Here is a 24,778-nt window from a genome sequence, read left to right on the forward strand (position 1 = left end):
ACGGTTATGTTTATCAACTGAATGCGGAGTATCCGAACATGCCAAAGATGAAGACTAAAAGTGGTGCTGCTAAGCGGTTTCTGAAAACTGCTAACGGTATCAAGCACAAACACGCTTTCAAGAGCCACATCCTGACCAAAATGTCGACCAAGCGTAAGCGTCAGCTGCGCGGTAGCAGCTTGCTGCACCCGTCCGACGTTGCAAAAGTCAAGCGTATGCTGCGCCTTTGCTAATTTTTGGTTAAGAATAGAGGAAGTAACTCATGGCTCGTGTAAAGCGTGGCGTCATTGCCCGTAAACGTCACAAAAAAATTCTGAAACTTGCTAAAGGCTACTACGGCGCTCGCTCGCGCGTATTCCGTGTTGCCAAGCAAGCGGTAATCAAGGCAGGCCAATACGCCTACCGTGACCGTCGTCAGAAAAAACGTCAGTTCCGCGCTCTGTGGATCGCTCGTATCAACGCTGGTGCACGTATCAACGGTCTGTCCTACAGCCGTTTCATCGCCGGCCTGAAAAAAGCGTCCATCGAGATCGACCGTAAGGTTCTGGCTGATCTGGCAGTGAACGAAAAAGCGGCGTTTGCTGCGATTGTCGAGAAAGCTAAAGCCACCTTGGCTTAAGTACCCCCGACAGTCACCCGGGCTCACCTCCGTGGGCCCAGGTGTTAAACGTCATAAATAGGGGAAGAGCCTTTAAGCTCTTCCCCTATTTTGTATCTGGAGTCTGTACATGGAAAACCTGGATGCGCTGGTCTCTCAAGCACTAGAGGCTGTGCAAAGCGCAGAAGATATCAATGCCCTGGAGCAAATCCGGGTTCACTACCTTGGCAAAAAGGGCGAATTGACTCAGGTGATGAAGACCCTGGGGAATTTGCCGGCAGAGGAGCGTCCGCAGGTCGGTGCCCTGATCAACGTTGCCAAGGAGCGTGTTACAGAGGTTCTCAATGCGCGCAAGGCGTTGTTTGAAGAGGCTGATCTAGCCGCCAAACTGTCCGCCGAGTCCATTGACGTGACCCTGCCTGGCCGTGGCCAGACCTCCGGTGGTTTGCATCCGGTTACCCGGACTCTGGAACGTATCGAACAGTTCTTCACCCACATCGGCTACGGCATTGCCGAAGGCCCTGAGGTCGAAGACGATTACCACAACTTCGAAGCGCTCAACATCCCAGGCCATCACCCGGCCCGGTCGATGCATGACACCTTCTATTTCAATGCCAACATGTTGCTGCGCACCCATACCTCGCCGGTACAGGTCCGCACCATGGAATCGAAACAACCGCCGATCCGCATCGTCTGCCCAGGCCGTGTGTACCGTAGCGACTCCGATATCACCCACTCGCCGATGTTCCACCAGGTCGAAGGCCTGCTGGTCGACCGCGATATCAACTTCGCCGACCTGAAAGGGACCATCGAAGAGTTCCTGCGTGTGTTCTTCGAAAAAGAACTGGCCGTGCGTTTCCGTCCTTCGTATTTCCCGTTCACCGAGCCATCCGCCGAAGTCGACATGGAATGCGTGATGTGCAGCGGTAAAGGCTGCCGCGTCTGCAAACAGACTGGCTGGCTGGAAGTCATGGGCTGCGGCATGGTTCACCCGAACGTGCTGCGCATGTCCGGGATCGACCCGGAAGAGTTCTCGGGCTTTGCCTTCGGCATGGGCGTTGAGCGTCTGGCCATGCTGCGTTACGGCGTGAACGACTTGCGTCTGTTCTTCGACAACGACTTGCGATTCCTCGCGCAATTTCGCTAGTCGTAACGAATTCTTAGGAGAGCAGGATGAAATTCAGTGAACAATGGCTGCGTGGTTGGGTAAACCCGCAGGTAAGTGGCGATGAGCTGGTTGCTCGTCTGTCGATGGCCGGTCTTGAGGTCGATAGCGTTACGCAGGCCGCCGGTGAATTCAGTGGCGTGGTCGTGGGCGAGGTGCTGAGCACCGAGCAGCACCCGGACGCCGACAAGCTGCGTGTTTGCCAGGTCAGCAATGGCTCGGAGACCTTCCAGGTGGTATGCGGCGCGCCAAACGTGCGCCCGGGCCTGAAGATCCCGTTCGCCATGATCGGTGCCGATCTGCCAGGCGACTTTAAAATCAAGAAAGCCAAGCTGCGCGGCGTCGAGTCCAACGGCATGCTGTGCTCGCAAGTCGAGTTGCAGGTCGGTGAAGGCAACGACGGTTTGATGGAATTGCCGGCCGATGCGCCGGTCGGCCTGGACATTCGTGAGTACCTGAAACTGGACGACGCCAGCATCGAGGTCGACCTGACCCCGAACCGTGGCGACTGTCTGTCCCTGACCGGCCTGGCCCGTGAAGTCGGCGCGCTCTACGCTGCTGAAGTCACACCGCTGGTGGTTGCCAGCGTCCCCGCCGTGCACGATGAAATCCGTACGGTTGAAGTCCTGGCGCCGGCTGCTTGCCCGCGTTACCTGGGTCGCGTTATCCGTAACGTCGATCTGACCCAGCCAACGCCGCTGTGGATGGTCGAGCGCCTGCGTCGTTCCGACGTACGCAGCATCGACGCCGCGGTCGACATCACCAACTACGTGATGCTGGAACTGGGTCAGCCGCTGCACGCTTTCGATCTCGCCGAAATCAATGGCGGCATTCGGGTGCGCATGGCCGAAGAAGGCGAGAAACTGGTGCTGCTCGACGGCCAGGAAGTCAGCCTGCGTAGCGATACGCTGGTGATTGCCGACCACTCCCGCGCCCTGGCCATTGCCGGTGTGATGGGTGGCGAGCACAGCGGCGTGTCCGCGACCACTCGCGACGTCTTCCTCGAAAGCGCGTTCTTCGACCAGATAGCCGTCGCTGGCAAGGCCCGTTCCTACGGCCTGCACACCGACGCCTCGCACCGCTACGAGCGTGGCGTGGACTGGCAACTGGCCCGTGAAGCCATGGAGCGCGCCACTGGCCTGCTGCTGGAAATCGCTGGTGGCGAAGCCGGTCCGATCATCGAAACCGTCAGCGAGCAGCACCTGCCGTCGATCGCGCCGATCACTCTGCGTGCCCAGCGCATCACCCAGATGCTGGGCATGGAAATGGATCCGGCCGAAGTCGAGCGTCTGCTCAGCGCTTTGGGCCTGAAGATTTCCGCCGATGGGGCAGGGCAGTGGCGCGTAGAAGTGCCAAGCTTCCGCTTCGATATCAGCCTCGAAGTCGACCTGATCGAAGAGCTGGCCCGTCTGTACGGCTACAACCGTCTGCCGGTTCGCTACCCGCAAGCCCGCCTGGCGCCGCAAGCCAAGGCTGAAGCCCGTAGCGATCTGCCTGAGCTGCGCCGTCTGCTGGTGGCCCGTGGTTACCAGGAAGCGATCACCTACAGCTTCATCGATCCGAAACAGTTCGAGCTGTTCAGCCCTGGCGTCGAGCCGCTGCTGCTGGCCAACCCGATCTCCAGCGACATGGCCGCCATGCGCTCGTCCTTGTGGCCAGGCCTGGTCAAGGCGCTGCAGCACAACCTGAACCGTCAACAGGATCGTGTGCGCCTGTTCGAAAGCGGCCTGCGCTTTGTCGGTCAACTGCAAGGCCTGAAACAAGAGCCGATGCTGGCCGGTGTGGTCTGCGGTAGCCGTCTGCCGGAAGGCTGGGCCCAAGGTCGCGATACCGTGGACTTCTTCGACGTTAAAGCTGACGTTGAAGCGGTGCTGGGCTTTGCCGGCGCACGGGACTCGTTCACCTTCGCGCCGGGCAAACACCCTGCGCTGCACCCGGGTCAAACCGCGCGCATCGAACGTGAGGGGCGCGAAGTCGGTTACGTCGGCGCTATACACCCTGAATTGTCGAAAACCCTCGGTCTCGACCGTCCGGTCTTCGTTTTCGAGCTGGTGCTGGCCGAAGTGGCGTTGGGCAAAATGCCTAAATTCCAGGAGTTGTCGCGTTTTCCTGAAGTGCGTCGTGATCTTGCACTGCTGGCCGACAAAGACGTTGCAGCCAGTGCCGTACTGGACGTAATCCGTGAGAATGCAGGCGAGTGGCTGACAGACCTCAGGCTATTTGACGTGTATCAGGGTAAAGGCATTGATCCGCATAGAAAAAGCCTTGCAGTCGGCTTGACCTGGCAGCATCCATCGCGCACTCTTAATGACGATGAGGTGAATACCACGACGCAAAACATCCTCACCTCGCTCGAACAAAGGTTGAACGCCACGTTAAGGAAGTGACGTATGGGGGCTCTGACGAAAGCTGAAATGGCGGAACGTCTGTATGAAGAGCTGGGCCTGAACAAGCGGGAGGCCAAGGAATTGGTCGAACTGTTTTTTGAGGAAATCAGGCACGCTCTTGAAGACAACGAACAGGTAAAGTTGTCCGGTTTCGGCAACTTCGACCTTCGGGACAAACGCCAGCGGCCTGGCCGCAACCCGAAAACGGGGGAAGAAATCCCGATCACGGCTCGCCGTGTGGTCACCTTTCGTCCAGGGCAGAAGTTGAAGGCCCGAGTTGAGGCTTATGCTGGAACCAAGTCATAACGACGAGCTACCCGTCATCCCGGGCAAACGCTACTTCACCATTGGTGAAGTCAGCGAGCTGTGTGCGGTAAAACCACACGTGCTGCGCTATTGGGAGCAGGAGTTTCCTCAACTCAACCCGGTCAAACGCCGCGGAAACCGCCGGTATTATCAGCGCCAGGATGTGCTGATGATCCGCCAGATCCGCGCGTTGCTGTACGACCAGGGGTTCACCATCGGCGGAGCGCGCCTGCGCCTCTCCGGTGACGAAGCCAAAGACGACACCACCCAATACAAGCAAATGATCCGCCAGATGATCGCCGAACTCGAAGATGTGCTGGTGGTACTCAAGAAATAAATTTCTGCGTTTAAATACTTCCAGTTTTCAAACGCTTGCGATATATTCTTGAGCGTTCCTCGAGAGAGGAACGAGTTTCACGCCTAGTCGGGGCGTAGCGCAGTCCGGTAGCGCACTAGCATGGGGTGCTAGGGGTCGAGTGTTCGAATCACTCCGTCCCGACCATATTTTTCAATGACTTAGCCCAATCTGAAAAGTTTGGGCTTTTTCATGTCTGAAAAATACCCCCACATTTACCCCCACAGATTTTTCCTAACTGTGGTGGCAGTCGATCCAAGCACTTTGGCGCGCAATGAGCGTACCAAGGGAGCGTCGACCTTTAACTGGCCAACTAGGTTGGTCCAGATTAATCACTATGCCTTCAGCGATACTGGCTTCTCCACTGGCGCGATGGTCTCAGGCAATTATCCGGAGATCCCAGATTTATCTGGGTGCTAGGGAAAACGAATTAATTCGCCGGTCAGCCACAGCACCCTGCATAGTGCTGGACTGTCGGAGTCGAACCTGCCTCGGCCGAGTGTTCGGCGGGTTATAGTTGGTCTTTCCAGCGTTCGCAGCAGTGGCGAGGGTATTAATCGATAAAAAAAATCAGCATCAAGGCACTTTGCCTTTACCCGCAGTGAGAGTCTGGATAATGTGACAGCGTTCGCGTCATGCAGGCGGTAGCGATCCAGGGGAGGGTTCTTATCGGGCGTTGCTTGGCAGTAAATGGGTCAAGCGTAATGATTGTTATTTCGGATCGGAAGGTTTTGGCGAGACTGTGGCTATTGGGTCCAGTTGAGAATGGCATTTTTATGTGACAAAACTGCCTGGTTCTGGAATTTGTACGCGTCTGTGATCAGTTCGGTATGGAGTTGTAGGAGGGGATGGTGCTGTTTAAGGGAATGCTAGTCGAATTACCCCGTGGGCTGGGTGTAGGGAAATTGGAGTCTGTCAGCGATGGTCGCTGTTCGATTTCCGCCTTCCATTCGGTATTGCGCACAGAACCTTTTGATCTTGCATTGAGCGTACTTCGTCGCGCTTTTTTGAGTCCGCAAACACGCGTCTATGTGAAGCAAGACGACAAATTCGAAGTTGGGCGTATCACCAGCTATCTGAAGCAAGACAACGGCTTGATCGATTATGAAGTTCGCTTTCCTAACGGCCGGCAAGAAGATTTTAGCGAGTTGGATCTTTATGTGCGTCTTTGGAATGCGCCGGAGGATCCAGCCGAGATTCTCGCGGCGGGGGGAGGCGAAAGCCAATTTCTGCATGATCATCGGCAGTCGGCTTTGCTACCCCTGCTTAAGTTACGTAGCGCTGCACAAGGCCTGACTTCTCTACTCTCTGCTGGAATCGACTTCGTCCCACACCAGATTGCCGCAGTCCGCCGCGTCCTTACGGATCCTATTCAGCGCTATTTACTTGCGGATGAGGTCGGCCTGGGGAAAACGATAGAGGCTGGCCTCATCATTCGGCAACACCTCATCGACAATCCTAATGTGGGGGTACTGATCGCAACCCCAACGCACTTGTGTGAACAATGGCGATCTGAACTAGTTAACAAGCTCAAGCTAGACCAATTCGATGCAGCATTTGAGTGTTGCTCTCATGCTGATTTGGCGCGTGTTTCACGCATGCCTGACATATTAGTTGTTGACGAGGCACATCATCTAGTCGGTATTGAGTCAGGGCCACTTGCAAAAGCTGCAAGCCGTCTTGTCGAAATTGCACATAACACCCCGATTTTACTGTTGCTTTCTGCAACTCCCGCTCTTAGTGATGAGGGGAAATTCCTCGCACTTCTCAATTTGCTTGATCCGCTTACTCATCCTTTGAGCGATCTAGATGGGTTTAGAGAAAAGCTTCAGCAGCGCCGCGAATTTGGAAGATTACTGCTTAGTTTGGATCCTAAAAGTCCCGGCCTCGTTATCCGTAAGCGCAGCGCCGAGATACAAAAGCTCTTTCCAAACGACCGCATAGTCGCGGAACTTGCTCCTCGACTAATAGAGGCGAGTCAGCATGGAACAATTGATCTTGAGCCCGTCTGCAACGCGCTGAAGGAGCATATTGCTGACAGTTATCGCATCCACCAACGCCTGATCCGCTCTCGTCGAGCCGATGCCAAGGGCTGGGAGTTCATGCCGCGAGGTCCGGCAGTTAATGGCGTGCCGATTCTTAGCCATGTTCGAATAGAAGTCGACCCCGACGACAATCTAGCCGCTATTGCCGCCGGTCTTGAAGACTGGCGTTTTTCGGCGATTGAGGCCGCACATGGCAATGCAGTTTTACACCGGCAGTATGCGACTCGATATGCACGACTGCTCGAGTCTTTTAGCGTGAGCAATGCAGCGTTTTTCACCGAGACCAACCCGGCCGACGCACTTTTCAATGATGAAGAGGAAATACTCGAGTCATTGCGTGCACTGATCACTGACAATGATGAAAGTCGCCGGATCGCCCTTATGGTGGAAAGTACGAAGCGTTTGCTTAAAACACTTTTAGCGGACACTAGAAATCCTAAGGTTGTCGTCTTTGCGCCATCGGCCGATGTAGCTACCTCATTTCATGCGGCGTTTCACGGCGGGTGTGAAGGAGTTGTCACCTTCTTGTTTGTCGAAGACGGGGAGAGTGATGAGACCCAGGCTGCAAGTGCGTTCGTGAATCTTGACGCCACCGCTGTCCTAGTGATGGATCGTTGCGGTGAGGAAGGGCTCAATCTCAACTGCGCCGATGCGATAGTTCATTTGGATTTTCCGCTTTCGGCGGCAAGACTTGAACAGCGGATTGGGAGGCTAGATCGTTTTGGCAGGAGGCAGTCAGTCATTCGTCACCGCATCCTATTACCTTACGACGATGACGCGAGCCCTTGGTTGGCGTGGTTCTCTTTCCTTGCAAATGGATTCTTGATCTTCAATCGTTCAATTAGCGACGTTCAGTTCCTCCTCGACGATATTGAAAGTCAGGGGCTTATCACTCTGTTTGAAAAGGGGCCTGACGCGCTTGTGGCCTTGAGCGAGGAGATCCGACAACGAATTGCTGAGGAGCGACGTTCGCAGGATGAGCAGTATGCGTTAGACCGAATTGCGTTGGCCGAGGAGCCTGTCGAAGAATTTATCCAGACGTTGGAAGATGCGGAGGAAGACGAACAAGCTCTTGAGCACGGCGTTAATCAATGGCTTATCGGCGGACTTCAACTTAAAAAGCGACCATATGCTTGGCCGGAAGAAGATCCGTTCAAACTCGTTGCCGACCACAACACACTCATCCCGCGTTTGCCATGGTTGAGCGCGTTTGGCATCGAGGATTTGAAGCCTCTCACATGGCGCCGCCGGGTAGCGACAAAACGCCCCGAAACAACGCTGTTAAGGCCCGGAACTCCCCTTATTGATGTGACTGAACGCTTTATGCGTTGGGATGACCGAGGAACTGCATTTGTAACATGGCGCAAGGCTCATGAATGGATCGGAGATCCGTGGGTCGGTTTTCGCCTCTGTTTTGTCGTCGAACCGAATATCGAAATGACGGATATGCTGGCACCAACGTCAAGAGAGCTTGCATTGGCGCGCCGAGCACAGCGTTATTTTGCACCATACTCGGAGATTATCCATGTTGATGTGAATGGAGATATCGTCGAAGATCCGAAATTACTCTCGATTTTGCATAGGCCCTATAGGCCCTATAGAAAAGGGGCAGATGCTACTGACATAAACCTTGGAAGTCGGCCGCATCTACTAGAGCAAATCATCGACGCCGCATCTTTTCAGCGTTGTTGTCGTCTAGTTCGCGACTCCGCACGCGCCATGCTCCGTACTCGGCCGGAGTTCACTGACCGGTCCTTTGCAGCAGGTAAGGCTGTGCAGGCAGATCTGGATCGCCACCGCAATCGCGAGTTTCGCGATGAACTCGGCGAAAACTCTTTTACTAAGGCAGATGCCGCGATTATCGAAGAGATTTTGCCCAGCGTAATCAACCCAACAATTCGCCTTGATGCTATGGGGTGTTTTGTCATCGCGGGTTTTAACCCAAGTGTTGAGCATGAGTAAGTTGGAAGGCGGTACCGCGTTCAGCGCGCTGGCAACTCTTCTTCTGGGCGACCACTCTGGTGAGTGGCAAGCCCTTTCTACATCAATCGAGAGGCTGCGCTTAGCGCTTACCGAAGAGCCTCAGCGTGCTAGTAGCCTCGACCTTGCTGTGCTGCTACGACAAGCTCTTTGTTTCGAGCATGCTCGACGTGGCCATGAAGCTTCTCCAGTTTTGCTAATCCGACATCCTCGGTTTTCGGACTTTATGGGATGGACTCTGGTAGGCCTGAACGCAACAATCTCGTCGAATGGATATAAAGTGTCAGCGCTTGCCTGGCAACCGGAATGGCTCAATAAAGATGATATGCAAGGTGTTGATGCACGTGCATCGTCTGAAACAATCTGCCGTGACTTCACCACTAATAGTATCGAAGGAGATCCGTTTCTGAAGTCGGTAGGTCGCACTTTCTATCGCAGCGTTGGGCAAAGGAGCGCGGTTCGTGCTGCCCTTTCCACACCATCCGGAGGCACGTTAGTCATCGCTCTGCCAACAGGGGAAGGTAAAAGTATGATCTTCCAGTTAGCGCAAAGCATTGGCTTTACTGAGGGAGAGCGAAGAGACGGGTGTGGGGTCACTCTAGTGATTGTTCCAACTGTTGCTTTGGGTATCAATCATGAACTTGAGGCAGTTAATGTTTGCGGTCTGCCAAAGCCGCTCGCGTTTCAAGGTGGCAATGACGTTCAAAATGCTCGTATAGCCGAAAGGATTGCGGATGGAACGCAAGGCTTGTGTTTTGTTTCGCCGGAGGCGGCTTGTGGGGTGCTTCGAGACGCGCTTCGCCGCGCGGCCGAGGCAGGTTATCTTCATGCTCTCGTGATTGACGAGGCCCATTTGGTCGATCAATGGGGGACTGGTTTTCGAACGGAGTTTCAGGAGCTAAGCGGTCTTCGTCGTGAGCTTATTGCAACTGCCCGTCCTGAGCAACGCATGCGGACGTTGCTGCTTTCGGCAACGCTGACTGATAACTCGCTAGAAACGCTTCGGTCCCTGTTTGGAGTCGATGGGGCTTTTGAGAGCATCGCTGCGGTCCAGTTGCGGCCAGAACCCGATTATTGGGTTGCGCCAGTTGCTGTCGATGAAGTTCGCATAGAGCGTGTCATGGAGGCACTTAATCATGCGCCGCGGCCAGCCGTCCTCTACGTGACCAAAGTGCGCGACGCTGAGGCTTGGTTCAGTCGGTTGTGGGCTGCTGGGTTCAGGCGGATTGCTAAAATGCATGGCAACACTGGAAGAGATGAGCGCGAACTGGTTGTTAACCAGTGGCGCAATGGCCTACTCGATGTAGTGGTTGGAACCTCAGCTTTTGGCCTCGGAATAGATTATCCCCATGCCCGTAGCGTTTTGCATGCCTGCATCCCTGAGACCCTGGATCGCTTCTATCAAGAGGTTGGGAGGGGGGGGCGTGATGGGCGCGCGTCACTCTCTCTAATTGTTCCATCCCGGCGGGATCTCGCTATTGCCAAGGCGATCAACAAAATATCAGTCATTAGCATTCGCCGCGGCATTGAGCGATGGAAGACGATGTTCAATCGTAAAGTCAAATTGCCTAATGGAAATTTTGCTGTGCGGATTGACGATCGGCCAGGTACGGGAGAAGTGGATATCGATATGTTCGGTGTAACCAACACCGATTGGAACCTTCGAACGCTTGCATTGATGGCCCGTGGAGGATTAGTCAAGCTACTGGGAACGCCATACCCGAGGCTTGAACGTGTCGGAGATTGGGTTGAGCTTGACATACTTGAGGAGGGGCATCTCGATAAGAATATTTGGACGGTTCGAGTGGAGCCTGTCCGTCTAGAAGGATGGATGGCAAACAATCGTAATCTAGCACTGATGCGACGCTTCCTAGAAAATGTGCATTGCCCCGCTGAGATTTTCGAAGACCTGTATGGATTTGCGCGCATAGGCCGCGTATGTAGTCGCTGCAATATTTGTCGAGACGATCCCGAGCGTCGTTGTTCTTCGATAAATATCGGAGAGCCACGTTCGCCTTGGATTAAGCCTATTCATGCCTCTTTAACCCGGCTTTTAGGCTCGGACGGAAGGTTGCTTGTGACCTACGATCCTGACCATCTTTCAAAAAGCGAGTCTCGCCGCCTTGGCGAAAGTTATCGTCGGCTACAACAAATCGGTGCCGCCAAGCTATTGATACTCGGCCAACAGCCCTTTGATATGGATCGTGTTCTTAGTTTTGCGAACACGGTACCATTCTTTGTAAGTAACGTTAAATCGTTGGCTCTATCACGGCTCCCTAAGGGGGCCGAGATAGTTATGGTTGGGTCCGAAGAAAAGCTCGAGCCTCTTAATTTACACCCGCGAGCAGGCTCTCCAAGGATTTTTGTTACGTCTAAATATCTTGCTGCACCAGATGGACGCCGGCTTGTTGATGTTTTTGGTGGCAGAGTACTAACGCTTGATGAGTTCCACGCGAGGGTTGCTGAATGAGTATTATCACTACTGCGCAGGCAGTACCAAGTCGCTTGTTCTCTATATATGCTGCCTTGTACGAGAGTTTAGCAGGCGAATTAAAGGATCGATTAGAAGCCTGTGCGACTCCACCGACTCTACGAACTAGGGGCGGGGATGAAGATGGTGAACTTGTGACGACATTATTCAAAAACACCTTAACTGAGGCCCGTCGACTGGGTCTGGTAGAAGAAGTGGAAGATCGGCTAAGGATCCCTAATGGTGTGCGTTCCTCTGTGCAAGGGGTGGTGGATAGAGAGACTAAATTCCGTGATCACTTGCTGAAGGTCCTATTTAACACAGTGCTTGCCGAAGACGCACAGCAAAGTGGTTTCATGTTGGCGTTATCATGGTTTCTTACAAACAGCCCATTGATTCCTCTCGGATTTTCAACTCCGCCACAGAACCAGTTGGAAAAAACACTTGGCACCCAATATAGTCGGACGGAGTTAACCAGCCTTAACCGTTACCAAAATTTTCTATATTGGGCTCGTTTCCTTGGATTCGCCACGATTGTAGGTCGTGACAGCGAGGATGGTAAAGATACACGCTGGGTCTTTCCTGATCCCCTGGTTGCCATCGATTCTGCACTGCTTGCAGTGTTCTCCGATGATAGTGAACTTTCTGTCGAAGTTTTTATGGCGCGCCTTTGCACTATCTATCCAGTCTTCGAAGGTGGTACTGCGCGGCAAGAAATAGACTCTATATTGGGAGTGTCTCCTTATGTAGATGATCGCAAACTTTCTCAGTCGACAAGTGTTGCATTACAGCGCCTTCAGGATCGTCAACGTTTAAACCTGGTAAGTCGATCTGACGCGCCAATGGTGATCTTCGATCTTGGTACTAGCGAACGCCGTGTAAGCCATGTGGTCATAGGGGGGCAGGCATGATGAGAAACTATGTCTGCTGGAGTCCCAGTGAAGTCCGCCAGGTTATTAATCCTTATGCAGAGCATATTCCAGATGGTTTATTCCGAGCGGTGCATAGTGACTGGGATCTGAAAGTCAGCCCACCCATTGGCAAAGCTTTTCAGGATATTAATCCCGCTTCGTATTCGAATTTCACTCTGCTCGGGTTTCTCGAGGACTTCCTCCGTGACGATCGACCGCATGCTCTAGCCGCGATTCTCGGCACGACGGGGTCAGGTAAATCCCATCTCGTCCACTGGATGCGGCTTAATCTAAAACGAGATGATCGGCGCATGGTGCTTGTTGTCCGCAAGTCGGGTACTAGTCTGCGTGCAATTGTCGAAATGATCATCGATAAATTGCCTGTCGATGAACAGCAAGGGTTTCGCGATACTCTCAATCGCGCAGGAGAAGGAACTGCAACACGAGACGGACAGAAGCAACAGTTGCTAAACGATCTTGCGCATGCTATCCGAGAAGAAGTTCTTCCAGACGGAGCAGATGAACTGGAAGGAGAACTTGTTAAACAATTGCCGCATCTGTTTCAAGATCCATATATGCGTGAGACGCACTTTCTCCGCGATGGGACAATCATCTCTGATATTGTGGATCATATTTTCGCCCCATCGAACGCTGGTAATAGACCTGATAAACGCCGTCTGTTCATGGAACAAGATCTTCCGCTTGGCGGTGCTGATTTTATTAATGCCTCAACCAATGCTCAGAACGCAATCAAAGTCGTTGAATTGGAGCCGGGCGTTTCGCAGCAGTTGGCGGTGGCAATTATCAATCGAAATATGGACAAGGCCACAGCGCGCACACTGAGCTTTTCGGCTGATCGGGTTGAAGAGTTAATGGGACGCCTAAGGATCCATCTAAAACAGCAGGGTAAGGAATTGATCCTGCTTGTGGAGGAGTTCGCTCGATTGCAAGGGATTGACCGAGCACTTCTTCAAGCTATCACCCATCATGGTGACGATAAGTTCTGCAAAATGAGGTCGGCCATCGCGGTGACAACTGGCTTTTTCGGAAGCGTTGCAGAAACGGCTTATATGCGTACAACGCATATTGTTGACATGGACAGGTCAGCCGGTCGAGTTCAGGGTATGGAAGTTACACCCAGTACGCTTTCTAATTTTACGGCACGCTACCTTAATGCCGTTCGGCTTGGTCTAGCGGGCATAAAGAGTTGGAGCGAAAACGCTGAACCAGGAGAACAACCTCCCTCGAAGTGCACGAGTTGCCCACAAGTATCACATTGTCACGCCGTTTTTGGCGAAATTGACGGCTATGGGTTCTATCCTTTTACGGTTACGGCACTCTGGAATGCCACATCCCGTGTCGATGAGTTGATGCCTGTCAGCCTTAACCCCCGTATTCTCCAGAATAACCTCTTGGCTGAAGTTCTAGACGTCTACGAACCTGCGATCCGAACAGGCGATTTTCCGCCGCCTCGACTATTGGAAAAGCTTGGTGGGCCTAAAGCGTTCAACCTTAGTACACGTAATCGGCTACAGAGTTTAAAGCCTGATGCAGCAGAGCGACTCATCGCTTTTCTGGAAATATATGATGGAACAGGATTGTTGAAGAATTTGCCTGCTCCGTTACGAGAGGCCTTCGGCGTACCTGATATACCTGGGATTGATGAGTCGTCGCTATTAATAGACGTACCAGTTACGCCAACATTACCTATCACGCCTATCACGCCTATAAGCACCGCCAGCCCTAACGAGATTGCGATAGAGAAATGGATTAATGGAGACGGCCTTGATCAGGTTGTCGCAGATAAGCTTCGTCGGTTGATCTATCCGGCCGTTTCCGAAGCAATTGACTGGGACATGCTCGGCTTAGAGCGTTCATCCTTTATGGGGAAGACTGGTAGAGCGTTCCAAAGAAATAGCATCAGTTTCGATCGCCAGACCACGACGATTCAGGGGCACTTACAGGTAAAACTTCGGATTCCAGGTGATCACGTCACGCCAGTTACCACTGGTGCTGCTCTGCAAGGTTTACTCCTTGCAAGCACAAACCAATTCCGTTGGGATTTCGAGGGTGGAGATCGCATGCTGTCAGCCTTCCTCGACTGCGTGGAGGTTTGGTCGAGAAGTGTAGAGGCGCAACTTAGAGTATTGAGTGCCCCAACCCCGACCTGGAATCCTTATATTGCAGCGCTTCAACTTCTCTGCATAACAGCTGCAATCGGAGGAAAGATAAAAGCCGATGCAACGATCACCGATATGGTGGATGCTTCATTTGTATCTCTGCCGCCCGAAGCCTCTGTTTCATCTCCGCAGATACGGACGCTTTATGACCGGTTGACAAGACAGCGTGACAAACTCATTAGTGTTGTTCGTGCTCATATTTCGAGCATGAAGGGCGGCCGTGTCGGGGCCATGCTTGAACCCCATAAGTTTGTTAACGATTTGCGTAATCTTCGTCAAGCAAAATGGCGCCTGACAATGACAGCACCGACTCCTGATTATGGAGTGACGGACTTCTCGTTTTTAGGCAAAATATATGCCGAAGTACAACGTGACCTTGAGACAGCCGCGGTTGTTGAGTTTGACACTCGAATTGCGTGGCTGAACGAAATGGAGGAAGCGTTTGGTCATGATGCGAAGCGATCGACGATTATCTCCACGCTAGCCGGATTGTGTGAGCAAGCTAAGGCTGAAGGTGTTTCGGCAGGTGGTAACCTCAATCGACTCCTAGTTACAATTGAAAGCTTTAGTTCTGTGCAGTTCGATGCCGCATTGAATGCCGCTCGCACACTTGCAAAGCAAGAGGATGCGCTTGCTGCACTACCTTATCTGGGGGGGGGCAAGTTGGGAGCAATCGAGGCAGGAAGCAGTTTGAAGTTGGCTTCCATTGCATTCCTTAACAATGTGGAGCAGAACCTTACCACGTACAATGCCGAGTCTGGTAACGACCACAGTGCGCTGGAGATCAACCTTACAAAGATCGACGAAGCTCTTCAAAGCATCCAAACAACCCTCGTAGCCCTCTCTACCTGTGAAAAGGAGTCTCTCCATGACGCTTCTTGAGAGAGCTAACGATCTTTCGTTGAGAATCGCGAAGTACAGTCGTCTTAAAAATTCCGCACTTGAAGCGAAGCCGTATGAGACGCGTGCAACTCAATTCACTAACATAGTAGAGAGGCTTGTCCTCACTCGTGACAGACTTGAGCGACTGGCGGAAGCTGGTATTGATGTCGTCTTTATACCCAAAGATGGTGAAGCTCTCGTAAGCAAGGCAGTGCTATTGCGTGAGGCGTTGCAAACAAATCCCAAGGTCTTAAACGATCCGCCATTTAACCTCCGGTATGATTTTTCCGATCGCTTGCTAGGCATCGCCAATGCGGCCGATGCTGAAATGCTTTTTGCTTGGAGGACTTTCATTCACGACAACAGTGATGCTACGTCAGATGAGATCCTGAATGCGTTGTATGCAGTTCCCCAGTACCGCTCCGTAGTTTCAAAAATTCGCGCTTGCCAGACCCAAATTGAAGCGCTGGCTTCCAGCGTCCCTAACGAACCGAAAATTGTGACAAATCAACTTCGAACTATTGTCCAAGCGTATCGTTTGGCTTGGGCGGAAATGACCACTGAAGGCATTCCGGATCCGGTAATCAACTTCCTACGCGATTGTGCCGCAGATGGAGCGATGTTGGCCGGGCTCACTGAGGAGGTTTGGGGATGGCTAGAAAACCGTAATCTACTAAATTCTTTCCGCATAAAGATCAAATAGGGGTGGCTCAGTGCTAATTTCAGAAAAGGCGCTCCACCTTCTGGATTCCATAGAAATCATTGAGATGCGATCCCTTGAGTGGGGGTTTACCGATGGCTCGCTGAGTGAGGATGAGGCGTTAGACCTTGCTGACATTTCCGCTGACGGCGGAAACGGGGACGAACTGCTAGAGGCATTGATTGAAGGCCGCCTTATTTACGAGTTCAGAACCAGCAGCGCCGAAATCCGATACCGCTCTCGTTTTGCTGAGATGGTGCGACTGCTTGGGGCATCAAGGCAACTGTTTCCCGGCAAGCCTTGGCAAGGTGCTCCCCACCTTGTAGCCGATTTCCGAGTTGATCGCCGTCGTCGAAGATTTCCTAAGCGGGATCTGGATCCGGCATACGTGTTGGGTGCCAACTCGATGACTCTCGGCAAAACAGACTTGCGCAAAGATCTATGGCGGGCTCTGACTAACCGTCCAGATATGAAACTTGCCGCTTTCCAACAGCGTGCAGCTATACGTCTAATTGATGGTATAGAAGATAGTGGGACGATAGTCACGGCCGGGACAGGCAGCGGGAAAACTATTGCTTTTTATCTACCAGCACTTATACGCGTTGGCGAAGCTATTGCTAAAGATAACTGGGTCAAGGCGATTTCGATTTATCCAAGGATCGAGTTGCTAAAAGACCAGTTTGGAGAGGTCTATCGTCTTGCGAGAACTATGGACACAGCGCTTGCCGCTCATGGGCGGCGGCCTCTTTTAATAGGCGCGCTTTTCAGAGCAACGCCACGAAATGCCAAACGCGAAGATCTCATCGACCATGGCTGGAACCGTAAAGGCGGAGATTTTGTTTGCCCCTGGCTTCGCTGTCCTGCCTGTGACAGCGAACTCATTTGGCGCGAAATAGACCTCCGTGCGCAGCGTGAGGTTCTTCACTGTTCACAACACAATTGTGCGTGCTACGTGCCGGATAGCCATATTGTCTTGACCCGTTCGCGACTTCAAAAAGAACCCCCTGACGTGCTCTTCACGACCACGGAAATCCTTAATCAGAGACTCTCCGATCAATGGACTCGAAGGCTCTTTGGGGTCGATATGCCAATGGGGAAGAAGCCACTCTTCGCACTCCTTGATGAAGTACATACATACGAAGGTGCAACGGGCGCGCAGGCCGCGCTTACTTTGCGCCGGTGGCGTCACCTTTTAAGTGGGCCGATTTGTTGGGCGGGGCTTTCGGCAACATTAGGAGAGGCCGCCAGTTTCTTTGCGGATCTCACTGGGGCGAACCCGGACAAGGTTGTAGAGATTACCCCGGCGGGTGACGAAATTGAGGAGCAGGGTGCCGAATATCAGATAATTCTGCGCGGCGATCCTGCGTCACGTTCGTCTCTGCTTTCGACTACGATCCAAACCTCAATGCTCCTGCCACGTTTGCTTGATCCGCCTGGGTTGCCCGTATCGAAGGGGGCTTTTGGGTGCCGTGCGTTTCTCTTTACCGACGACCTAGACGTAACAAATCGTCTATATGACGACCTCCGCGACGCCGAGGCGTACACCATATATGGCAAACCTGATCAGCAGCGCGATCCGCTGGCGGACCTACGTAGTGCAGGGCCGGATGCGCAAATCCGTGACATCGAGGGGCAGCGTTGGCGCGTCTGTGAGGAAATTGGTCATCCGCTGAATCGACGTCTTATCGTGGGGCGGACAACATCTCAGGATGCCGGGGTCAATCAGGCCTCGAACATCATAGTGGCTACCGCTGCACTTGAGGTCGGATTCAATGACCCGCAGGTTGGTGCAGTAATACAGCACAAAGCCCCAAGGGGGATGGCCTCTTTCCTCCAGCGCAAGGGGCGAGCAGGACGCAACCGTGAGATGCGTCCTGTTACGGTGACAGTTCTTTCAGATTATGGCCGCGACCGAATAGCCTATCAGTCCTATGAGCATCTCTTTGATCCCAGCCTTACAGCTCAACATCTGCCGGTTCAAAATCCCTATATTCTGCGCATTCAAGCGGTCTATGCGCTGATTGATTGGCTAGCGAAGCGCACCACTACAAACGAAAAGGTATGGTTCTGGGATTTGCTGAGTCGACCAGTGCTTGGCGCATCCAGTTCTGCTGGAAAAGTCCTCAGCGCAGTGAAAACCCAACTCAGCAAAATAATTCAGGGAGATCCGTCGAGTCTGGCAGATCTCCGCGCGTACCTCATTGCTTCCCTAGGTATTGATGAGGAAACTGTGGACTCGTTGCTTTGGGAAGCGCCCCGGTCGCTACTGCTTGAAGTTGTTCCCACTCTAGTGCGCCGAGTATTTCGCCAATGGCAACTCGCGTTTCCGACCAATTACGGCGATCGCGATATACAAGTTGATTTTCACCCGCTGCCAGATTTCATCCCGCGAAGTTTGTTCAGTGATCTCAGCCTACCAGAAGTTCAAATCATTGTTCCGCCCGCTGATGTCAATCATGCTGAACGCATTGAGACGATGCCAATCGTTCAAGCGCTCAACCAACTCGTTCCAGGTCGCGTGAGTCGCCGCTTTGCTTTCGAACGCGGTGCCTTAGCGCATTGGGTTCCCGTTGATATCGCCCACCCTGAGCAGGAGCGACGAATCAGTGATTATGCTGAAGAACACGAGTTTGTTGGGACATTCCGGGGGAGTTACAACGATGATGGCAGCGCGGAGTCCTTTCTGGTTTTCCGGCCTTGGGTTGTTCGACTTGAAAAAGTAGCACGCAAGGACGCCTTGCCAAGTAGCAATGGACGACTTACTTGGCATACAGATATTGAACCCAATGGTGAGGCACTCACCGTTGGCATTCCGTCTCGTACCCAGTGGCGTACCTATATCAAGACGGCTTGCTTTTATCTGCATCGTTATCGAGCCAGCGTCAGCGTTCGGCGGTTTGCACCGACGGCACACGCCAATGTTCGGACTTTGAAGGACGATTTTCCTGTCACAATTCATTTCCGAAGTGATGAAGGTCTTCCCGCCGCACTAGGGTTCGAGTTGGAGGTTGATGGTTTCTACCTTGATTTCGATTTGCCGACCGCTAGCGAACTGGCGAGGGTTGAACTTCCGCAACATCTTGCTGCAAGCAGTACGCTGGCTTTTTTACGCGACACATTTTTGACTGACGCCGATTTGCCAACTGATCTCAACAGCTTTCAACGCGATTGGCTTTTTCAAGTCCTTCAATCCGCTCTTTTTGCTGACGCGGCGGATACCGATCGTACGATTGAGGAGTCCGCATCTGATCTGCTGAGTGAAGATCGTATGGAGGTCGCACTTTGTGAGGTAATGGACGATCTCTTTGGAGGAGTGCCACTCAATCCTGACGGCGATTACACCGTCGATGATGTAGATGACATCTACGAGGTGACTAGTTGCGAAGGGGACGAGGAGCTTGGATCTTCATCACCCCCAACGGCTACTAGGCTGCGGCAGACGCTTGCGCTTCATCTTTCCCGAGCGATCGTCCGGGATCGATTGCGCGTATTGGCCGCAGAGTTTACGAATCCTGATCCAGAGCGCCACAGTCGCTGGCTTCGACGTACTATCGTTGAGACCTTGGGCGAGGCTCTTCTTCAAGCCTGCGCAGTGGCGGCGCCGAAACATGCTGTCGTTGATACGCTTCTCGTAGACATACGGGATGACTGCACCAGCAATGTTGCGCGGATATGGATAAGCGAAGCGACACTCGGCGGAGCAGGGGTCCTACAGGCGTTCGCCGAACGCTTCACAGCTGAACCACGCGTTTTTTTCAGCGCGTTGGAGGCGGCGCTCACCCCAACCGATATCGAATTAGTGGATGGTGGTCTACGCCAAATTCTTGATCTTTCCCAATCCGATCCGGACATCGGTGAGCAACTCGCTCAATTACGGAGTACCCATTCCCATGGAGAACGGTCGGCGCTTTGGCAATCATTTTCACATGCTCTTTCGAGTCGTGGGGCTGTTGATCTGAGTCACGCGCTGGCTGTATCGTTCAACTCCCGTTTGCTTAGATCCGGTGCTGGGCCTGCTCTGGACCGCTTGTTAGTAGATCTTCAAAAATTCTGGGATGATGTAGAGAATCGTTTTCGAGTGACTATTGGATTGCGTGAGTTTGCTTATGTTTGTAGCAAAAAGCGGAGTATCTCCCTCCGTGTACGTAGCTTCCTCGTTCAAACTTTGCCATTAGCCGTAGCTAATAAGGTGACAATCCTCGACGCCGTGATGAGTTTGTTGTGGCCGCGAGAAGTTGAACTACGTCAGAAGTTGCTCCGCTCTTATAATCCCTACCGGCAAGCGCGAACCACTGATCCGACGTTGATTCGTTATCTGCTACTTACGCGCACTGTGGTTACGGTGGAACTATCGGATGATGCGTGGCGAGGAAAACTTAACGCGGCATTAGAAACTGATGGTTCGTGTCGTTTGTCTGTAGTAGCTACATCGGCAAGCATCATGCGCGAGACATTAGTTAAACTTGTTGCTACCCCCATAGATATTGGTTATCTACAGTTTTATCCAGTTGTCGAAAGATTCGAACGCGCTGAAGGTAAAATCATGGTGACCGTTTCACTAAGGGAGCAACTCTGATGGTTTTTCCGTCTCGAGACCTTCATGGTCCTGGCCAAGCACGTGCTGTCCGCGACCTATTCCAAAGTCTATTTTCGGCTGAGCTAATACATCCAAGTCAGACGCTATGGTTCTTTTTTGCATGGATCTCAGACGTAGAGATCCTTGATAATTCGGCTCGTCAATTCTCCGCCCTGGAGCCAGATTGGCCGGCAGCACAGATCAGATTGTCGCAGGTACTGAGGGCGTTACTGAGTCGTGGAGTACAGGTACGGCTAATAATCCGTGAAGATGGTCATAATGATTACTTTATAGCGCGCCTAAAGGAGTTAAAGTTGCGTTACAGAGATAGTTTGCAATGGGTTATTGAAAAAAGTTTCCATGCGAAAGGTTTGCTTGGATCCGACTATTTTCTAAGTGGATCGATGAATCTAACTCTAAACGGTATTTCCGTAAACGGTGAGCATCTTGTCTTGCGAACGGATCCAGCCGCTGTCGCTGAACAATCCATTCAACTGGAATCGCAGTGGGGGGGGCGGTTGGTATGATCGGCTTCCACATCGAAGATTCTGCAAGGTTACATGATGCAATAGTCTCGGCTTCTGGATATGGGAATCTAGTTGATGAGGTTCAAAGTCTGTGTCATCTGGTGGCTCAGTCATTAACGGATCCAGATTTTCCTGGAGCTCTTGTTCCAACTTTAACTGTGGATGGCAGTCTGCAAGTCTATGCCGTAACTCGGACAATCACAGAATGGCGAAGGTTAAATCCAATCCTCATTGCTTTCAGTGGTCCGACGATCACTTCCTACACTGGTGTGCCAGGAGCGCTTCCGATTGGAGGGGTGATTGAGGATGTTATACGTTCAATCGCCCCCTCAAACATCGGCATTCTTCGCTTGCCCGCAGATAGTAAAAAACAAGTAGCCGCTCTGCGTGCACTGCAACGAGCCCGCGAGACTCTTGCGCGCGCACCTAGTGCGCAACGCAAGGCTCCGCTACCGACTAGTTGGTTGCTCGCTAGCTTCCAAGACCATTTGAACGTGGGTCGACGTGCTGCTGCTTGGGACACTCTCAATCGCCTTAGAGATGAACTACGGGTCGATGCGCTTAACCTCAAGTTCCTCGAGGTGCAATTGCTCGCAGCGTTTGAGGATTGGAGCGCGATTCTCAATATGGCGGGGTTTGCGAGTCTCTGTATTGCAAGACGTCCACCTGCTGTTACGACTTTGCTTTTGGAGGCGCTTTATCGTGTCTATATTCAAGAGCGCTTTCTCAGCGGTGACGTCGAAGAAACGCGTAGGTGTTATGCGGAACTATGCCGAATACACGCTAAAGCGATGCTAGTGGTGCCGTACCCCGCCATGTTGACACCCGGAGGATGGCGAATTTATGCGTTGGAGGCATTGTTATCTTCCGAAAATCATGAGTTGGTCAACGTTGTAATCGAGCAGTCCTTAGTGCTCGGTTGGATCTCCGAATACCTACCTGGCTCTTGTACAACAAAAGTCACCGAGGTGTCGCGTGCTTTACAGACGCAACTCAACCACGCCCGCAAAGCACTCACAGAGGTCGACTGCGTCAACAGTCTCGATGCTGTTGCAACTGCAATCGCGAGCATTAATCGATTGAGTAGCGCCGAGTTGGCTCAATTGAGTTCTGCTGAACCGTTTCGAACATTGTTACGCACTGTTTCGGATGTCGGCGGGCTAGGTGGACTGCCTAGTAGTTGGCTGGAGTGGCTAAGAAAGGTTTCGGACCCCGATTTCACTAATGCGCTCGAAATTGCACGTCAGGGGAAAGACGAGTGGGTTCTTGATGAAAGTATCGCCGACCCGGTTGCAGTACAGCGTTTTGTTTCGGCTCTGGAGGCAGTACAGCACGATCAGATAGCAGCTGAGCGAACCGCGAACGCTCTTCCATTCATCGTCGCCTGGCTTCAGCGTGACGCAGTTTTCCCTCGTAGCGAGATGGGGCCCGTCTACTCCATCCTTCTGACATTATTCGCGATGGGGGCGAGTCGTGGGCGTGGTATCTACGAGTCTAGTCATATTCTCATTCATGGGTTACTAGCAATCGGCGTCACAGAGAGCGTTTATCGAGGGTTAATCGCTGATACCGAGGAATTAGCGGGTTCGGGGTTCGGCGTCGAAATGGTCTATTGGTTACTCGAAGTTATCGAGGACTTTATACGATTCGGTGCCCCAGATGCTAATGCACGGGAAATTTTCCTTCACTGCGTGTTGTCGAAGATTGCTCCAATTTACTCGCGTCTAAGCAGCCTCCAATGCGCGGCGATCGTACGTCTGGCCGAACAACTTGGATGGCGCCTCGATGATATTGGGGTAAGTAAAGGTAGCGTTGCGCCAGATGACTTTTCATCAAAAATGGATGGTCTGCGTATTGCCATCTACACGCTGAACGAGTCATCTAGCCGTCAAGCCAAAGCGGCGTTAGAAGTTGTCTCTCCCAATGTAATAGTTGACTGCAATGCTGATCATGGTGGTACGGATAAATTACGTTCTCTTGCAAAAAATGCAGATCTTTTTGTGATGACCTCGCTCTCCGCGAAACATGCCGCTACAGACTGCATTCGTGAACATCGAGTTAATCGTCCGCTTCTTTATGCTCAAGGGGCGGGGGTCTCAAGCATACTTCGTGTGATCGAGGATTACTTAAAATTGGGTAGCGCTTGAGCGCGTTGCATATGCTTTTGAGCAATCCCTTTCTCGAAGGATAGGTAGGCTGTAAATATATTTTGCGGGCAATTATTTGGCGAGCCCCCGATAGGTGTCCAGGACGTCTTTTGGGGTTTAGCGATGAAGTATCATTGATGGTTTCGTTACGGGATCATTAATATTTTATGTTGTTGTAGTCCTAATTTCCATTTGGGATGAGATTTACAGTACTCTATCGTCCATTCTATGTTTTTTTGAATGTTTGGACCATCCATGGGTTGTAAATAGTGGTGCTCAAAAAGGAGTTTCTCAAATTTTTCTGGAGGTGCTTCAGCCTGTGGGTATACAAGCTTAAGTTCATTGCCGTGAGTGATTTTTAGTTGAGCGCCTGATTTTGGACTGACACAAATCCAGTCGATTCCAAAAGGCGGTTCGATCGTACCATTGGTCTCTACGGCAATGGTAAAGTTTAGGTTATGCAGGGCGAGTACCAACGCGTTGTCAACTTGAAGTAAAGGTTCTCCGCCGGTCAATACCACATACTTATGATTCTGGTGGGATATTGGCCAAAACGAATCAATGGCATGGGCAAGAGCTTCCGCATTTTTGAATTTATCCCCACCTTGACCATCTGTTCCGACGAAGTCCGTGTCACAGAATGTACAGATCGCGTTAGCCCTATCCTGCGCCCGTCCTGACCATAGGTTACATCCAGAAAATCGGCAGAATACCGCGGGTCGACCCGCTTGGTTACCTTCCCCCTGAAGGGTGTAAAACATTTCTTTAATGCTGTAAGTCATTTTGTTTACTCACCTGATTCAAATGGGTGGCGAGTGCTTTGATCCGCCACCGCTGAACCATCGTCAATCTCGTTCTTGAATGTACTGCTCATACCCAGTTTTGCGTAGTTCGCAAGCTGGGCACGTTCCACACCCGTAACCCCATTCATGTTTCTGCTGTCGAGTCCCGAGGTAGCAGGTGTGGGACTCTTCTTGAATCAGGCTGACAAAATCTCGATTACCTAAATCTTCGGCCAAACGCCAGGTCTGAGCTTTATTGAGCCACATTAAGGGCGTTTCTATGACCACTGGGGCGTCCATCCCGAGGCTCAAGGCCACCTGGGTGGCTTTAAGGGTGTTGTCCCGGCAGTCTGGGTAGCCTGAGTAGTCGGTTTCGCACATTCCCCCAACCAACACAGTGAGGCCCCGTCGGTAGGCAATCGTGGCTGCAAACGTCAAAAACAGCAGATTCCTACCGGGTACAAACGTATTGGGAAGTCCATTCTTTTCAAACTCTATGGTTTTCTCAGCGGTCATCGCCGTATCGCTGATCTGGCCGAGTAATTTGAGGTCAAGCACGTGATCCTCACCGAGTCGCTTGGCCCAGTTTGGAAATCTGTTACGTACCTCCTGCAAGATATTCAGCCGACATTCGAGTTCGATTCGATGCCTCTGGCCATAATCAAAGCCAATGGTCTCGACGTGCTCGTAACGTTCCAGCGCCCAGGCAAGGCAGGTGGTTGAATCTTGTCCGCCTGAAAAAAGAACTAAGGCTTTGGTGTGCATAC

At 52.2% G+C, this 24,778-nt stretch carries 16 protein-coding genes and 1 tRNA gene; 15 read left to right on the forward strand and 2 right to left on the reverse strand.

Annotated elements, in window-relative coordinates; genetic code table 11:
* Positions 1-38 precede the first annotated feature (38 nt).
* The 15 genes from rpmI (at position 39) to dpdD (ending at position 23,229) form a co-directional block, all read left to right on the forward strand.
* On the forward strand, positions 39-233 hold the full coding sequence (gene rpmI / locus AC3IUA_RS08560; RefSeq protein WP_003442181.1) for a 50S ribosomal protein L35: 195 nt from the start codon (positions 39-41) through the stop codon (positions 231-233).
* A 29-nt stretch (positions 234-262) separates the two neighbouring features.
* On the forward strand, positions 263-619 hold the full coding sequence (gene rplT, locus AC3IUA_RS08565) for a 50S ribosomal protein L20 (RefSeq protein WP_007905879.1): 357 nt from the start codon (positions 263-265) through the stop codon (positions 617-619).
* A gap of 109 nt (positions 620-728) precedes the next feature.
* Positions 729-1,745 carry a phenylalanine--tRNA ligase subunit alpha gene (pheS, locus tag AC3IUA_RS08570; protein WP_007905876.1) on the forward strand — a complete coding sequence of 339 codons (1,017 nt, stop codon included), beginning with the start codon at positions 729-731 and terminating at the stop codon, positions 1,743-1,745.
* Positions 1,746-1,771: 26 nt separating this feature from the next.
* Positions 1,772-4,150 carry a phenylalanine--tRNA ligase subunit beta gene (pheT, locus tag AC3IUA_RS08575; RefSeq protein WP_489360014.1) on the forward strand — a complete coding sequence of 793 codons (2,379 nt, stop codon included), beginning with the start codon at positions 1,772-1,774 and terminating at the stop codon, positions 4,148-4,150.
* A 3-nt stretch (positions 4,151-4,153) separates the two neighbouring features.
* Positions 4,154-4,456, forward strand: a complete 303-nt coding sequence (gene ihfA / locus AC3IUA_RS08580; RefSeq protein WP_002553164.1) for an integration host factor subunit alpha — start codon at positions 4,154-4,156, stop codon at positions 4,454-4,456.
* Positions 4,437-4,793 (forward strand): MerR family transcriptional regulator, encoded by a 357-nt coding sequence (locus tag AC3IUA_RS08585; protein WP_003179985.1) that lies wholly within the window; start codon positions 4,437-4,439, stop codon positions 4,791-4,793. Before ihfA ends, AC3IUA_RS08585 begins: the two co-directional genes overlap by 20 nt.
* An 88-nt stretch (positions 4,794-4,881) precedes the next feature.
* Positions 4,882-4,958 (forward strand) — tRNA-Pro (locus AC3IUA_RS08590).
* Between the two features lie 701 nt (positions 4,959-5,659).
* Complete coding sequence (dpdE, locus tag AC3IUA_RS08595) at positions 5,660-8,818, forward strand: protein DpdE (RefSeq protein ID WP_489360016.1); 3,159 nt, start codon at positions 5,660-5,662, stop codon at positions 8,816-8,818.
* A complete protein-coding gene (dpdF, locus tag AC3IUA_RS08600; protein ID WP_489360018.1) occupies positions 8,811-11,306 on the forward strand; it encodes a protein DpdF in 2,496 nt (831 codons plus the stop codon). The genes dpdE and dpdF overlap by 8 nt, the downstream gene beginning before the upstream one ends.
* Positions 11,303-12,217, forward strand: a complete 915-nt coding sequence (gene dpdG / locus AC3IUA_RS08605; RefSeq protein ID WP_489360020.1) for a protein DpdG — start codon at positions 11,303-11,305, stop codon at positions 12,215-12,217. The genes dpdF and dpdG overlap by 4 nt, the downstream gene beginning before the upstream one ends.
* A complete protein-coding gene (gene dpdH, locus AC3IUA_RS08610; protein WP_489360022.1) occupies positions 12,214-15,279 on the forward strand; it encodes a protein DpdH in 3,066 nt (1,021 codons plus the stop codon). Before dpdG ends, dpdH begins: the two co-directional genes overlap by 4 nt.
* Entirely contained in the window at positions 15,266-15,982 is a 717-nt protein-coding gene (locus tag AC3IUA_RS08615; RefSeq protein WP_489360024.1) for a hypothetical protein, read from the forward strand. The genes dpdH and AC3IUA_RS08615 overlap by 14 nt, the downstream gene beginning before the upstream one ends.
* 10 nt (positions 15,983-15,992) lie before the next feature.
* Positions 15,993-20,555, forward strand: coding sequence for a protein DpdJ (dpdJ, locus tag AC3IUA_RS08620; RefSeq protein ID WP_489360026.1), 4,563 nt, complete (start codon positions 15,993-15,995; stop codon positions 20,553-20,555).
* A complete protein-coding gene (gene dpdK / locus AC3IUA_RS08625) occupies positions 20,555-21,082 on the forward strand; it encodes a phospholipase D-like domain-containing protein DpdK (RefSeq protein WP_489360028.1) in 528 nt (175 codons plus the stop codon). Before dpdJ ends, dpdK begins: the two co-directional genes overlap by 1 nt.
* Positions 21,079-23,229 carry a protein DpdD gene (gene dpdD, locus AC3IUA_RS08630; protein WP_489360030.1) on the forward strand — a complete coding sequence of 717 codons (2,151 nt, stop codon included), beginning with the start codon at positions 21,079-21,081 and terminating at the stop codon, positions 23,227-23,229. The genes dpdK and dpdD overlap by 4 nt, the downstream gene beginning before the upstream one ends.
* A gap of 146 nt (positions 23,230-23,375) precedes the next feature.
* Here dpdD and queE read toward each other — a convergent pair whose 3' ends face one another.
* Both queE and queC read right to left on the reverse strand, forming a co-directional pair.
* Positions 23,376-24,011, reverse strand: a complete 636-nt coding sequence (queE, locus tag AC3IUA_RS08635) for a 7-carboxy-7-deazaguanine synthase (protein ID WP_489360032.1) — start codon at positions 24,009-24,011, stop codon at positions 23,376-23,378.
* Between the two features lie 63 nt (positions 24,012-24,074).
* The gene (gene queC / locus AC3IUA_RS08640; RefSeq protein ID WP_489360033.1) at positions 24,075-24,776 is read right to left on the reverse strand and encodes a 7-cyano-7-deazaguanine synthase QueC; all 702 of its coding nucleotides are present in this window, start codon (positions 24,774-24,776) and stop codon (positions 24,075-24,077) included.
* Between the last annotated feature and the right edge of the window lie 2 nt (positions 24,777-24,778).

The organism is Pseudomonas sp. KH_050 (assembly GCF_057838875.1).